Origin of the sequence: Streptomyces sp. NPDC059010 (genome assembly GCF_042740355.1) — a bacterium.
In the GTDB taxonomy this organism is placed as follows: Bacteria; Actinomycetota; Actinomycetes; order Streptomycetales; family Streptomycetaceae; genus Streptomyces.
Genome location: NZ_JBHYJA010000008.1, coordinates 49,809 through 63,889, shown reverse-complemented (window position 1 = coordinate 63,889; position 14,081 = coordinate 49,809). Strand labels below are relative to the sequence as shown.

Here is a 14,081-nt window from a genome sequence, read left to right as displayed (position 1 = left end):
CCAGCCCGACGACCCACCCCGAACCACCCCGGCGCACAGCGCATCCCCCCACACGAAGGGTGTCGCCATGACCGCGAAGCTCTCGAACCTCCTGGAGAAACCCTCGCCTCCGCGCGGGGACGGACAGCGGGTGCTGGTCGTCGCCGGTGATCCGGGAGACAGTGAACTGCTCAGCACCACACTGGAGTTGGCCGGGTACCGGGTCGGCACGGCCGGTACCGGTGCCGAGGGTATGACCCGGCTGACCGAGCACGGCTTCGACCTGGCGGTGTGGGACGCCGTACTCCTCCCGCACCTCACCCGGCTGCCCCCGGCCCCGCTGCTCTTCCTCACCACCTGCGACTCGCTCCACCGTCTCGTCCCCGAACTCGGCCCGGGCGAGCAGGACTACGTCACCAAGCCGCTGCGTATCGCCGAGGTCCTCGCCCGGGTCGAGGTCCTGCTGCGCCGCCGGGGCCCGGAACGGCAGCCGGGCCTGCCGCACTACGGCGACCTGGTCCTGGACGCCGCCGCCTGCCGGGCCCGGCGCGGCACCCGCTCCCTCGACCTGACGCCCGCCGAGTACCGCCTGCTGCGCCATCTGCTCGTCAACGCCGGGTGCGTGCTGTCGAAGGAGCAGATCGGCCGCCATGTCTGGGGGGACTTCCGGGCCAACGAGGCGATCGAGAAGCTTGTCTCGCGGCTGCGTCGCAAGGTGGACAGCGATCCGGGGGAGCCGGCGCTGATCCATACGCGGCGGGGTTTCGGGTACTGGCTCGGGCGGGCCGGCTGATGTGCCGCGCCGCGTTGCGGGGCGGGTGACCTGCGGCGGAGACTGGCTGTGAGCGTTGGCGGAGCGAGAGGCCGGAGTCCTCAGCCATGGGCGAATACGTGCAGTTGCCGGGGGTGCGGACGTGGTACGACGCCGACGGTGACGGCGACGCCGATCCACTGCTCCTGCTGCACGGCGGGTTCTGCACCAACGAGACCTGGCAGGCACAGCGCGGGGACCTCGCGGCGAGGTACCGCGTGCTGCTCCCCGAGCGCCGGGGGCACGGCCGTACGCCCGATGTCGCGGGGCCGCTGTCCTACCAGGACATGGCCGACGACACCGTCGCCTTCATCGAGACGGTCGTCGGCGGGCCCGCCCATCTCGTCGGGTGGAGCGACGGCGGGATCGTCGCCCTGCTGGTCGCCCTCGCCCGGCCCGACCTGGTCCGCAAGGTCGTCGCCATGGGGGCCAACTTCCGTCCGGCCCCGGAGTGCCTTGCGGACCCGGCGATGTTCACGGAGCTGGATCCCGACGGTCCCGGTATGGCGCCGTTCCGTGAGATGTACGAGGCCGTGTCGCCCGACGGCGCGGACCACTGGCCCGTCGTCGCGGGCAAGTTGACCGAGATGATCACCACGCAGCCGGACCTCACCACCGACGACCTGGCCCGTATCGCCGTACCCACCCTCGTCCTCGTCGGCGACGACGACCTGATGACGCTGGAGCACACCGTCGCCCTGTACCGCGCGATCCCCGGCTCCGAACTGGCCGTCGTCCCCGGCGCCTCGCACGCGCTGCCGCTGGAGAAGCCCGCCGAGGTCAACCGGATCGTCCTCGACTTCCTGGACAACGAGCCGGCTCCGACGATGCTGCCGATCCGACGGGCGGAAAAGCGGGAGTGACCCGGATCCCGCGTACCGCCCATGCATCCGTGTCGAATCTTTGGTCTGCCAAAAAAAGCCCCAATTTTTTTGTTCCGGCTCGGTTTCGGGATGATATTCGAGGTAGGTGGTAATAGATTGATCGTGAGGGAAAGAAGGTGAAGAACATGCTGAGGTACACAGCCCCGACAGTGGTCCTCCTAGGCCGGATCGAAGAACTAACCGGGCAGCTTCGCCGCGGTGTTCCCGACCTCCTAGGCCACGGCAACATCCTGTGACGGATCGTCGTTCAGGCCCCTCACCTGCTGCGACAAACGGGTGGGGAGGGGCCGCCACATCCGACGGGTATTTCTCGTTTCAATGGTTGAGCCGTCGTGTTCTTTTCGTCGGTCGACCCGCATTCCGTCCATCCCTGGAATTCGTCCAGAGCATTACGGATGTCACGTCTCGGAGTATTACGAATGTCACGTCCGAGGGGCAATACAAGACTCTCGCCCGTATGCTCAGGGCCCTCCCTCCGGAACTCTCCGGGGGTGTCGCCACCCCGCACGGGACCCTCATATTCCGCGGGCTGTGCAGCCCCGACCAGATCTTCCACCGCGGGATCAGCGGGACCGGCGGGCAGGTCTCCTGGTCTCCCGACCCGAGAGACCTCCTCGACGCGCACTTCCGTCTGACGGACTTCGACCGCGAGACCCTCTGGCGCAGCTGCCGTGGCGAGGACGTTCTCCTCTACCCGGACCTCGGTCCCCTGCTGCGCCCCGGACGGTTCGCCGTCCTCGGCCCCCGCTCCACCCACACCGAGACCTACGACCGGGCCACGCCCCTCGACCTGCCCCGCCGCACCTCCCTGCGCGAGTACGCCCACCTCACCTACGACCTGCTGCTGGAGGAGACCCGCCGCTGGACGGGCCTCGGCCGCGTCGGCATCCTCCTGTCCGGCGGTGTCGACTCGGCCACCGTCCTCGCCGCGCTCACCGACCACGGCGTGGACGTCACGGCGTACCACATGGGGACCGACGATCCCTCGGCCGACGAGTCCGCGTACGCCCGCCAGGTCTGCCGGCACCTCGACGTGCCCCTGGTCACCATCGACCGGGTCGCGGACGACGAGGACTACTTCGCCACCGTCCGCGACCTCCCCCACCCCTTCAACCACGTCTGGCTGCGCACCCTGGAACACCTCGCCGACCGCATCGCCGCCGACGGCGTACGGGTCCTCGCCTCCGGCCTGGAGGGGGACATGCTCTTCGGCCCGCTGTCCTACGGGCTGCACGACGTCCGCGCCGCGGACGTGCCGCCGTACGAGAAGTGGCGGATGCTGCGCGGACTGCTCGGCACCCGCTGGGAACTGAGCCGGCTGCTGCGCAGCGCCCGGCCCTCCTACTCCCTCTACGCCGATCCGGAGGCGCTCGCCGAGACGGAACTGGGCAGCGACTTCCTCGTCCCGCACCCGGATGCCGCGCCCGAGTCGTACGACCCGGACTTCGCGCCCCAGGAGCACACCCTGAACCTCGCCCTGTGGCGGCCGCGCGGCATCCACCTCGTCAAACCGCTCGGCGGCCGGTCGCTGCGGTGTCTCGCGGCCCGGCTGCCCGACGCCTACCGCCTGATCCCGCACGCCGGGCGCACCATCGACAAACCGGTGCTGCGGCTGGCCGCCGCCCACCGGCTGCCGCCCGACGTCTGGCGGCACTACGGCCGGACCTGGCTGGGCTCCCCCGACGAGACCTGGTGTCTGCGCCACCCCGATGCCCTCGCCCGCGTCCTCGGCGCCCCCGACGCCCGGCTGACCGCGCTGGGCGTCGTCGACCCGCGCCGGCTCGCCGAGGTGCTGGCCGACCCGCGGGCGCTGCGCCGCAACGCCGAGAACCTGATCTGCTCCGCGATGGTCGAGCTCTTCCTGCGCGACCTGGACGGCAACCTGGAAGGACGGGTCCGGCCCGTCCGCGCGACCCACGACCGGAGATGACGCCATGCCGCTGCTCCATCTCACCGACCAGACCGTCTTCGACCCCGCCGACGGCACCGGGGTCCTGTTCGCCGGTACCGAAGGCGCGTACTACGAGCTGAACCCCGTCGCCACGCTCATGCTTCAGGCCGCGCTCCGCTACGACACCACCGATGAGGCCGTACGACACCTCGGCGAGCGCATCGACGCCGGCGAGGCCGTCCTGCGCGACGGCCTGGCCACGCTCACCGGCCGGCTGACCGAGAGCCACCTGGCCGAGCCCGGCACACTGCCATGAACAACCCCACCGCCGACTGGGAGTTCCTCCTGTGGGACCCCGGCCCGGCCCCGGCCCGTCCACCCCGCCGGGCACGTGTGCTCGCCGCCGCCCGCACCGTTCGGGCCGCCCGTCTGCTCAGGCGGCGCGGCTGGCCCGAGGCCCAGCGGTATCTGCACTCCCTGCGCCCCGTGACACGGCACGACACCGAGCCGCCGGAGGCGATCCGCCTCGCCCGCCGCGAGGTACTGCCCTGTCTCACGGCTCTGCGCCTGGCCGACCCGAACGCACTGTGCCTGCCCCGGTCGTACGCCCTCGCCGTCCACCTCAGCACGCTCGGTCTGCCGGTCGAGGTGGTCGTCGCACGGCAGCGCTCGTCGATCGGAGGGCGGTTCGCGTTCCACGCCTGGGCCGAGCTGTACGGGGAGGTGCTCGCGGACATCCCCGGCGTCCGCACCGGGTTCACGGTGCTGTCGCGGTTCGGTTCCGAGCATGTACCGCGAGTTCAGGGCGTACGGAGCGCCGTATGACCGGCGAAATGACCGACGGAATGACCGGCGCAATGACCGGCGGGCGGCCTCGCACCGGCGCGCAGGAGATCCGCCGCGTCCTGCGCGGCCACGGCCGCAGGATCGGGTGGGCCGCGCTGCTGGCCCTGGCCGGCTCCGCGCTCGCCCTCGCCCAGCCCCTGGTGGTCAAGCGGGTCATCGAGGCGGCGGGCGAGGGGGCGGCGACGGGTGGGCCGGTCGGGCTGCTCGTGGCCCTCTTCCTCGCCCAGGCCGCTGTGCAGGGCGTGGCCCGCTATGCGCTGGCCCGCACCGGCGAGGGCGTCGTCCTCGGCCTGCGTCTCGACCTGATCGCCCAGCTGCTGCGGCTGCCCATGCGCACGTACGACCGCCATCGCACCGGCGATCTGATCGCCCGCACAAGTGCCGACAGCACCGCCCTGCGGCTGCTCGTCTCGGAGGGCTTCACCGACGCGGTGACCGGCACCATCGGGCTCGTCGGGGTCGTCGCCCTGATGGTGTGGCTGGACTGGGTGCTGTTCCTGCTGGTGCTGGCCGTGATCGTGGTCGGCTCGCTGGCGGTGGCGTCGGTGCTGCGCGGCATCGAACGGGCCTCGCTGCGCGCCCAGCAGGCGACCGGCGCGATGACCGCCGAGCTGGAGCGGGCGCTGGGCGCCATCCGCACCGTGCGCGCCAGCCGCGCCGAGGAGCGCGAGACGCTGCGCATCGGGGCCGAGGCGCGGACGGCGTACGCCCAGAGTGTGCGGGTCGGCACCCTGGACGCGGTGATCGCCCCGGCGGTCATGCTCACCATCAACGGTTCGTTCCTGCTGGTGCTGCTGATCGGCGGCATGCGGGCGGCGGACGCGGACGGCGCGGGGGCCTCGACCACTGCCGCGGTGGCCGAACTCGCCGCGTTCCTGCTCTACATGCTGTATCTGATGGCCCCGGTCGCGGCCCTCTTCCAGGCGCTGAGCACCATGCGCCAGGGGCTGGGCGCGCTGCGGCGCATCACCGAGGTCCTCGACCTCCCACGGGAACCCGAGCCCCGTGCCGCCCGGCGGGCCGCAACCCCGGGGGACGGCACCCCCGTACTGGACTTCCAGAACGTCCGCTTCGGCTACGACCCCTCCCGCCCGGTCCTGCGCGGCGTCTCCTTCACCGTCCCCCGGCACGGCCACGTCGCCCTGATCGGCAGCTCCGGCGCCGGCAAGTCCACGATCTTCGCGCTGGCCGAGCGCTTCTACGACCCCGACGCCGGCCGCGTCCTGTTCGAGGGCGGGGACGTCCGCACCCTGGACCCGGCCGCGCACCGCGCCCGGATCGGCCTGGTGGAGCAGCACGCGCCGGTGCTGTACGGCACGCTGCGCGAGAACCTCCTGTACGCCGCGCCCGACGCGGACCCGGCCGACCTGGACCGGGCCATCGAACTGGCGCAGCTCACCGAGGTGGTCGCCCGCTCCCCGCACGGACTGGACACGGAGGCAGGCGAGCGGGGCATGTGCCTCTCCGGCGGCGAACGCCAGCGCGTCGCCCTGGCCCGTTCCCTCCTCACCCACCCCGCGCTCCTGCTCCTCGACGAGCCGACGGCCCACCTGGACGCGGCCAACGAGGCGGCCCTGCGCCGCTCGATCGGCCGGATCACCGACGAGTGCGCCCTGCTGGTCATCGCCCACCGCTACTCCACGATCCGCGCCGCCGACGCCGTCGTCGTCCTGGACGCCGGCCGGGTCACGGCCACCGGCACCCACGACGAACTGCTGGCGAGCAGCGAGCACTACCGCCGCGTGTCCCAGCAGGCCGGGGTCGGGGCGCGCCGCTGAGCCGCCGCTCCGCCGTGCCTCGGAGGATCCTCCGTCTTCGGTCGGACGCGTCGGCACACATCGGCGTCCCCAGCCGCTACCAAAGACGCACAGCGAGCGACGATCGGCCGACGCGCCCGGTGCCGCCCCCGCCCGACCATGGACACGTCCGGCGAACGGGAGGAGCGGGAACATGGCGGACCTGCGGGTCGGGGCGGTCGTATCGGCGCTGATAGTGGCAGTGTCCGGTGGGGCCTGGGCAGCCGCTCCCCCGACGTCGGCGTCGGCGCACGGCGGAGGGCCTGCCGCACAGCAGCTGTATGTGGCGCCCTGGGGGAGCGACCGGTGGCCGGGCACCTTCGAGCGGCCGTTCGCCACGCCCGCCAGGGCGCAGCAGGCCGTGCGGGCCGGGACGGGGGCCATGACCTCGGACATCGTGGTGAATCTGCGGGGCGGGACGTATCGGCTGAGCGCTCCGCTGCGGATGTCGGAGGCGCGCGGGGACTCTGGGCGCGGCGGGCATCGGGTGGTCTACCGGGCGTACGGCTACGGCACCGCCCTGCAGGAGCCGGTCACCCTCAGCGGTGGCCGGGAAATCCGGGGGTGGCGGCCCGATCCGGCGCGGCGGGGGGTGTGGCGGGCGGACGTCGGGGCGCTCGACACACGGCAGTTGTACGTCGGGGGGAGGCGGGCCGCGCGGGCCGGTCAGGGCGATGGCATCCCCGGCAAACTGAAGGTGACGTCCGGCGGCCTGACCACCACCAGTGCCGTGCCCCGTGGCTGGCGGGTGCCCGAGGACATCGAGCTGCGGTTCCGGTTCGCCTACGTCGAGGGCCGGTGCGGTGTCGCGGGTGTCTCCCGGGGGCCGGGCGATCTGACGACGATCCGGATGGACCAGCCGTGCTGGCGGCTGGCCCGTGACCTGTACGGGGCGGAGCTGCTGGCCATGCCGTCCGACGTCGAGAACTCGCCGAGCTTCCTCGGGAAGCCGGGCAGCTGGTATCTCGACCGCTCCCGGCCGGGGCGGCACGAGCTGCTGTACCGGCCCAGGGCGGGGGAGGACATGGGGCGGGCGAAAGTGACGGCGCCGGTGCTGGAGACGCTGGTCAGCGGTACGGGCAGCCCCGGACGGCCGGTGCACGACATCGCCTTCGAGGGGCTGACGTTCGCGCATGCCGGGTGGCTGGCGCCGAGCGAGCCCGCCGGGTTCGCCGCCGCCTGGAGCATGTATCTGCGGCCGGGCAAGGGGGAGAGGGCGGATGAGCCGCGGCTGCTCACCGTGCCGGGGAACGTCGCCTTCCGGACCGCCGAGCGCATCACCTTCCGGGGCAACCGGTTCGTCCATCTCGGCGCGCAGGGGCTGGAGTTCTCCGAGAACAGCTCGCACAACACGGTCGACGGCAACGTCTTCACCGACATCTCCGACGGCGGTGTCGTACTCGGCGTGCTGCCGCCGGACACCAAGGGCAGCAACCGGGGCAACCGCATCACCAACAACTGGATCCACCACATCGCGGCGGACCACCACGCCGCCTCCGGCATCTGGGACACCGGCGGCCGTGAGACGACCATCGCGCACAACCAGGTCGACCACGTGCCCTACACCGGCATCCTCTCCGGCCCCAGCGACGACCTGCGCGGCCTGATGCGCGGCAACCGCATCGTCGGCAACCGGGTCTTCGCCACCAACCGCCTCCTGGCCGACGGCGGCGGCATCTATCTGCGCGGCGAACAGGGCACCTCGCACGCGGACGGCGCCGTCGTCAGCGGCAACGCGGTGACGGGCAGTGCGTACGGCGAGTGGAACGTCGGCATCTACACCGACGACAGCAGCAACTGGATCACCGTGCGGGACAACGCCGTCCACAGCTACCGCGCCTCGATCGGCGGGTGCAGCGAGGAGTGGGGCGACCGGCCCGTCCGGAACATCCGCTACCGCGGCAACTTCTGGGACGACGCCGTACCCGACTGGCTGCCCCGCCGGGACTACCCCGGAGGCTGGCCACCCGCCCCGGACTGCGGCGACCCGCACGACCTGGAGTTCAAGGACAACACGCGGCTCACCCCGGCCGACCCCGCCGCGGACTGCGCGGCCCGCCCGGCATGCGCCGCGATCGTGGACCGGGCGGGGCCGCAGCCGTCGTACCGGCGGGGGCTGGGTCTGAGGCCGTAACTGACGGAGTGGGCCGGGTCGGAGAGATCGCGGGCGGCGGGGAGTGAGCCGATGTGAGCCACTCCTCGCCGCCCGCTTCAGGGCCCGCCTGCGTCAGAGCCCGCCTACCTCAGAGCGCGTCCGCGTCAGGCGCCGCTCTTGCCGAGGAGCTTGTTCATCTCCTTGATCTCGGCGGTCTGGGCGGTGATGACGGCGTCGGCCAGTTCGGTCGCGGGGCCGTACCGGCCCTTCGTCTTCTCGGTGGTGGCCATCTCCACCGCGCCCTCGTGGTGCTCGATCATCATGGTCAGGAACATGGTGTCGAAGTCCTTGCCGGACGCCTTCGACAGCTTGTCCATGTCCTCCTGGTCCATCATTCCTGCCATGCCCGACCCGCCGCCGGACGAGTGACCGCCGGAGTGGTCCATGCCGGGCATCGCCGAGGGCACGTCCTCGCCCCAGGTCTTCAGCCACCCGGACATCGTCTCGATCTCCGGGTCCTGCGCCTTCTGGATGCGCGCGGCGAGGTCCTTGACCGCCGCCGAGGACGCGCCGTCGGCGGCCATCCCCGCCATCTCCACAGCCTGCTGGTGGTGCGGGATCATGCCCTGCGCGAAGGTGACGTCCTGGTCGTTGTGGGCGCCGGTGCTCGCCGGGGAAGAGGCGGCGGGCGCGTCGGCGGCGCCGTCCGAGCTTCCGTCACCGCCGCAGGCGGCGAGGACGAGGGCGGCGGTGACGGCCGTCGTGGCCAGGGCGGCGCGACGGAACAGGGTACGACTGCTGGTCTTGCTGGTCATGCTGGATCTCCTGCGAGGTGCGTGGGTCGCCGCGCACCTGGGCGCGGCACGGGCATGGCTGAGTGCCGTACGCCCCCGGCGTTGGTGCAGGGGGAACGGCTCGGCCTTGTCCTAAGTCCGCAGGATCTGCAGTTCGGCCAGCGAGGGAGGCGCGCGTCCGCCCTCGGGCGCGGTGGCCACGGAACGGCCGTCGAGGTCGCCGGAGACGGCACCGCCGGCCGGGTCGGGCAGCAGGGCCGGCAGTGCGGGCCCCGCGCCGACGGCACCGGAGGCACAGGTCGGGTCGGCGTGCTGTGCGTGCCCGCCGCCCGTGGTGCCGCCGTGGCAGACGGATTCGTCGGTCGTGGCCGGCATGTGCGCGGCGGTCATGGCGCGCGCGTGGGGGTGGTGGGCGGAGGCTGCCGTGACCGTGTTGCCGGGTCCGAGCCCGTGCATCGCGACCACCCCGGCGAGCAGCCCGAGCAGCAGAAGCATGCGCCACGGCCCCTGCATCGGGAGCCGCAGCGCACGATGGTGCTGTGCACGGGCGGTCACGCCCTCATCGTACGGATGCCGCCCGCGGTCGGTTCACCAGGAGTCGGTCAGAAGTTGGAGATCACGCTCGTCAGGACCTCCCTGATCGTCTCGGGATGCTCCCGCGCGTCATAGGCCCGCCCGCCGCTCTCGAAGGCGATCCGCTCCAGCACGCTCTTGCCGGTCGCGTCGTCCTCGTCGGCCTTGGAGCCGTACGCGATGGTGAAGACCCTGACGCGCTCGCTGGGCTGTCCGGCCTTGGCGAGGACGTCCTCCAGCGTGGTGGGGTCGGAGGGCACCCCCTCGTTGCGGCCGTCGGTGAGCAGCACGACCGCGTTGATCGCGGTGGGGTCGTAGTCCTCACGCATGGTCTGCACCGCCGCGACGGTCGTGCCGTAGAGCCCCGTGGCCCCTTCCGGTACGAGTCCGTCGACCTCGGCCTTCAGCTGCCCCGCCCGGATCCTGCCGGACTTGCCGGGCACGGCGCCGCCCATGGGGCCGATGGGGACGAGCGGCAGATAGTGGTGGTCGTCGTCGGCGTACGGTGCGCTGGAGAACTTCCACAGCCCCACCTCGTCGGTGGCGGCGAACTCCCCGAACAGCGCGGACTCGGCCCCCTTCAGCAGCTCCATCTTGGTCTTGCCGCTGCCGGGGACGTCCTCGTTCATCGACGTGGAGTTGTCGATCACGACGAGCACATGGGCCCGGCGCCGCAGCGTGGGCCAGGCCTGGAGGAGCTGTCCGAGGACGGCGCCGCGCGGGGGGTAGAAGTCCTTGAGCGGGGTGTTCGGGAGGGCGCCGTTGTCCTGGGTGACGAGGCCGGTGGGCTTGGCCTGGTGGGTGCGGTAGCCGTACGGCGTGAAGTGCTTCTCGTGCACCGCGGGGTCGTGCAGATAGCCGAGGAAGTCGTCGGAGACGCTCCGCAGCGCCGGGGTCATGTTGTTCAGCTGCACATACGGGTGGTCGCTGACCGGGACGCCGTCCGCCGGATAGAAGGACACCAGCGGTGTTTCCGGCCTGCTCGTCTTCGCGCAGCCCGGCTCCGCGCTGAGCGCGCCGCACGGGTAGCCGTTGTTGTAGGCGACGACCGAGTTCTCCTCGACCGTGACGGCGGAGATGTAGTCCAGCGCCGCCTGGGAGCCGCCGGAGTCGTCCGCCTCCCGGAGGTTCTTGAGGAACGTCAGCGTGGTGTCGCCGTAGTGCACCACGGACTTCTCGATCTGCCGGACGAAGTCCTGGTTGCTCTTCTTCTCTATGTCCCGCACGGAGAGTTCACCGCTGGTCTCCGTCACCGCGTAGAAGGCGCCGATCGTGGCGTCGAGCCCGGACGTCGAGTAGCCGGGGTTGGTCTTGCCGAGTTTGAGCGGCCCCCACTGCTCCTCCTTGCGGTCCCGCCAGAAGTCCTGCGGGTCCTTGGCCCACTCCGCGAGGTCCTTCCAGCCGACCGCGCTCTCCGGCCAGCCCAGCGCCTCGGCCATCGGCTTGGGCATCGCGATGGTCAGCGGGCTCTTCACGATCGCCCGCGCCGACTTCGGGAACAGGCCCGCGGTCTCCTTGCCCGCCCGCGCACGGGCCAGCGCCAGCCAGTCGCTGCTGGCGGGTGACCACACGTTGGGCTCCCCGTCGCCGCTCCAGCCCTTCGTGAGGCGCTCCATCCCGGTGCCTGAGTTGACCTCGGAGACCTCGACGCGGACGCAGATGTCGCCGCTGCGGCGCAGACCGTAGTCCTCCGCGGCCCGGCGCAGCTCCGTCGACAGGTCGACCGAGGCGGCTATGCGAAGCGGCGGGGAGTTCGCGTCGTCGCAGTGCGGCAGGCCGGTGGGTTCCTTGCTCTTGCCGCAACTGTTGACGAGCCAGCCGGAGCCGGCCAGCACGACCACGGCCAGGGCCGCGGCGGCCCCTTTGCGCCAGGCGAGGCGGGGGCGGCGGGAGAGCAGGGGCGGCGTGCGGGGGCCGGACCGAACGTGCGGAACGGACTGAACATTGGCAACGGGCGGAACAGGCGGATCAGGGAGAACGGACGAACCGACCGGGGTCGGCTCCTGGTGTGCCCCTTGGAGCTCCCCACCGCCGGTCGTCCCCGGTCCGTCGGGCTCGGTGCCGAACTTGGCGAGGACGGCGCGGGCGAACGTCGCGGCGTTGGCGGCGGCGACCTCCTGCGAGCCGGAGGCGTCGGCGTTCCGCTTGTTCCCGTCGGCCTGGTCGCTGATCCCGCGGATGATGAGGGTGTCGAGCCCCGCGACATGACCGGCCCGGGATGTGCCGGCACCCTCCATCTCGATGGCGGCGGCGTCGTTGAAGTGCTCCCTGAGCCACTCCCGCAGCGCGGACTCGCTGCTGTCGAGCAGGACGTCACCGGCGGCGATCGGCTTGGTGTGCACCCGAAGCCTGTTGCCCAGCTTCGACTCGGCGGAGTGCGCGGCCTGCATCAGCGGGTGGGCCGCCTGGTAGGAGGTGGGGCGTGCCTGGAAGGACGTACCGCTCGCACGGGCGCCGTGGATCGCGTACACCTTGCTGGCGACGACGACGTCCCCCAGGGCTATGTCCGGTTTGAGGGAACCGGCTATGCCCACGAAGAGCTGGGCCTTGGGCCGGAACATCTGGTGGCCCTGCATGGCGATGGCCGCGGCGGAGTCGTTGCCCTCGCCGGTTCGGGCCAGGGCGACATGCCAGTCGGTGCCCCGGAAACGTCCGCAGTGGAAGATCGTGCCGTCGCTGTGACGCACCTCCCTTCCTCGGACGATGAACTTCCGTACGGCCTCGTGCTCCACGCGAAGCGCCGTGAGGATCACCACGGTGGGGGAAGTGTCTGTCACGTGATCAACCGAGCCTTGACTCCGTCCGTTCCGTACAGGGCATGCTGCACACGGTAACCGCGCAGGCCACGGGTGTACCCAACTTCACCAAGCCTGACGCCCGTTGAGCCGCAATCGTGACGCCGTGCACGCGGGACGGGTCCCGGGCACGCTCGCTCCACCGGAAGGGCACCGGGCCGCCGAGCGGCACGGCCCCGCTCGGCTTTGCCCTCTCTTTACAACCTGCCCCGCCGCCGAGTCGTCTCTCCGCTCGACCCGTCACCCAGTCCGCCGCGTACGGCAGTACCGGCCGGGCCGACGAAAGAGAGCGAATCGATGCGCCGAACTGCCCTCAGTGCCCTGGCACTTACCTGCACCGCCCTGCTGGCGGGCGTCACGCCCGCGTTCGCCGACGGGACTTCGGCGACTCCGGCGCCCAGCCCGACCTCCACCAGCGCCCCTTCGGAGTCGGCCTCCCCGGTCCCCAGCGCCGAGCCGACCCGCCCGCCCGGCACGGACCCCAGCGCGGTGCCGAGCGCCGAGCCGACCCGGGTGCCGTCGGAGGCCGGCCAGGTGTCCGTCGTACCGTCGGGGGCGCCCGACACCGGAGTCGCGGGGACGTCTTCGTCGTCCGGGACGGAACAGGGCGGGCTGATCGGCGGCGGAGCGGCCGCGCTGCTCCTCGCCGGTGGAGCGACGACGTTCGTCGTACGGCGTCGGCGGGCGAACGAGGCGTGACGCCGCTGTCCAGGCGCGCGTTCGCGACGGCGGCGACGGCGGGGCTGGCCTCGCTGCTGGTGGGCTGCGGTGGTGACGAGGCGGGTCAGGACGCCACGAGCGCGGGCTCCCGGCGGCACCGTGGGGCGGAGGGGGCCGGGGAGTCCGGGAAGTCCGGGGAGTCCCCGTCCGCCGGGTCGGCGTCCGCGAACTCGGGGCGTGCGCTGGGGCGTTCGGTCCCGGTCCGGCTGCGGATCCCGGCGATCGAGGTCGACACCCCCCTCATCGGTCTCGGGCTCGGGTCGGACGGCACGGTGCAGGTGCCGCCGATCGCGGCCGACGACCGCGCGGGCTGGTACCGGCACTCGCCGACGCCGGGCCAGGTCGGCCCGTCGGTCATCCTCGGCCATGTCACAGTGGGCGCCTACGGGGACGGGGTGTTCCGGCACCTCGCCCGGCTGCACCGGGGCGACCGGATCGTGGCGCGCAGGGAGGACGGCAGCACGGCGGAGTTCGCGGTGAGTGCCGTACGGACGGTGGCCAAGGCGGACTTTCCGGCGAAGGAGGTCTACGGGGACGTGGACCGGCCGGAGTTGCGGCTGATCACCTGCGGGGGGCCGCGGGAGGGGGAGGAGTACCGCGACAACGTGATCGTGTTCGCGGTGCTGAGCAAGACGGCGGCCTGAGGGCTTTCACAGGCTCTGATGGCCTGTCGGCCTGCCGGCGAGTGTCGTGCACGACCACGGAGAGCGTTGGAGAGCGTTGATACGGTCCCGAGACGAGGCGGCGTCCGAGCTGTTCGCCGCCCTGTACCCGCGCCTCGCCGGCTGGTGCCGCCGGGGCGGCCGCGACGCCCCACAGGGCCCCCCCAAACCCCCCGGCGCCCTCAACACCCCGGGTGGGCGCCGGGGGCCGGGGGTGGGGGACCCGCGCGGTGTA

12 protein-coding genes are annotated in these 14,081 nt (G+C 72.2%); 9 read left to right on the top strand and 3 right to left on the bottom strand.

Going from position 1 to position 14,081, the window contains the following annotated elements:
- Positions 1–67 precede the first annotated feature (67 nt).
- The 7 genes from ACFWYS_RS10315 (at position 68) to ACFWYS_RS10285 (ending at position 8,341) form a co-directional block, all read left to right on the top strand.
- The gene (locus ACFWYS_RS10315) at positions 68–772 is read left to right on the top strand and encodes a response regulator transcription factor (protein WP_384765616.1); all 705 of its coding nucleotides are present in this window, start codon (positions 68–70) and stop codon (positions 770–772) included.
- Between the two features lie 86 nt (positions 773–858).
- Positions 859–1,653, top strand: coding sequence for an alpha/beta fold hydrolase (locus tag ACFWYS_RS10310; RefSeq protein ID WP_384765614.1), 795 nt, complete (start codon positions 859–861; stop codon positions 1,651–1,653).
- A gap of 478 nt (positions 1,654–2,131) precedes the next feature.
- Positions 2,132–3,604: an asparagine synthase-related protein gene (locus ACFWYS_RS10305; RefSeq protein WP_384765613.1), complete on the top strand. Its 1,473-nt coding sequence runs from the start codon at positions 2,132–2,134 to the stop codon at positions 3,602–3,604.
- Between the two features lie 4 nt (positions 3,605–3,608).
- Complete coding sequence (locus ACFWYS_RS10300; protein WP_384765611.1) at positions 3,609–3,881, top strand: PqqD family protein; 273 nt, start codon at positions 3,609–3,611, stop codon at positions 3,879–3,881.
- Positions 3,878–4,390, top strand: a complete 513-nt coding sequence (locus ACFWYS_RS10295) for a lasso peptide biosynthesis B2 protein (protein WP_384765610.1) — start codon at positions 3,878–3,880, stop codon at positions 4,388–4,390. Before ACFWYS_RS10300 ends, ACFWYS_RS10295 begins: the two co-directional genes overlap by 4 nt.
- Positions 4,387–6,189, top strand: a complete 1,803-nt coding sequence (locus tag ACFWYS_RS10290) for an ABC transporter ATP-binding protein (protein ID WP_384765609.1) — start codon at positions 4,387–4,389, stop codon at positions 6,187–6,189. Before ACFWYS_RS10295 ends, ACFWYS_RS10290 begins: the two co-directional genes overlap by 4 nt.
- A 172-nt stretch (positions 6,190–6,361) precedes the next feature.
- Positions 6,362–8,341, top strand: a complete 1,980-nt coding sequence (locus tag ACFWYS_RS10285) for a right-handed parallel beta-helix repeat-containing protein (protein ID WP_384765607.1) — start codon at positions 6,362–6,364, stop codon at positions 8,339–8,341.
- Between the two features lie 125 nt (positions 8,342–8,466).
- On the opposite strand, the gene ACFWYS_RS10280 is transcribed toward ACFWYS_RS10285, so the two are convergent.
- The 3 genes from ACFWYS_RS10280 to ACFWYS_RS10270 form a co-directional block, all read right to left on the bottom strand.
- Positions 8,467–9,117, bottom strand: coding sequence for a DUF305 domain-containing protein (locus ACFWYS_RS10280; protein WP_384765606.1), 651 nt, complete (start codon positions 9,115–9,117; stop codon positions 8,467–8,469).
- A gap of 111 nt (positions 9,118–9,228) precedes the next feature.
- Positions 9,229–9,651, bottom strand: coding sequence for a DUF6153 family protein (locus ACFWYS_RS10275; protein ID WP_384765604.1), 423 nt, complete (start codon positions 9,649–9,651; stop codon positions 9,229–9,231).
- Positions 9,652–9,698: 47 nt separating this feature from the next.
- Positions 9,699–12,446 (bottom strand): hypothetical protein, encoded by a 2,748-nt coding sequence (locus tag ACFWYS_RS10270; protein ID WP_384765603.1) that lies wholly within the window; start codon positions 12,444–12,446, stop codon positions 9,699–9,701.
- Between the two features lie 315 nt (positions 12,447–12,761).
- Between ACFWYS_RS10270 and ACFWYS_RS10265 the strand changes: the two genes are divergently transcribed.
- Complete coding sequence (locus ACFWYS_RS10265; RefSeq protein WP_384765601.1) at positions 12,762–13,163, top strand: sortase-dependent protein; 402 nt, start codon at positions 12,762–12,764, stop codon at positions 13,161–13,163.
- Positions 13,160–13,828, top strand: a complete 669-nt coding sequence (locus ACFWYS_RS10260; RefSeq protein WP_384765599.1) for a class F sortase — start codon at positions 13,160–13,162, stop codon at positions 13,826–13,828. The genes ACFWYS_RS10265 and ACFWYS_RS10260 overlap by 4 nt, the downstream gene beginning before the upstream one ends.
- Positions 13,829–14,081: the final 253 nt, after the last annotated feature.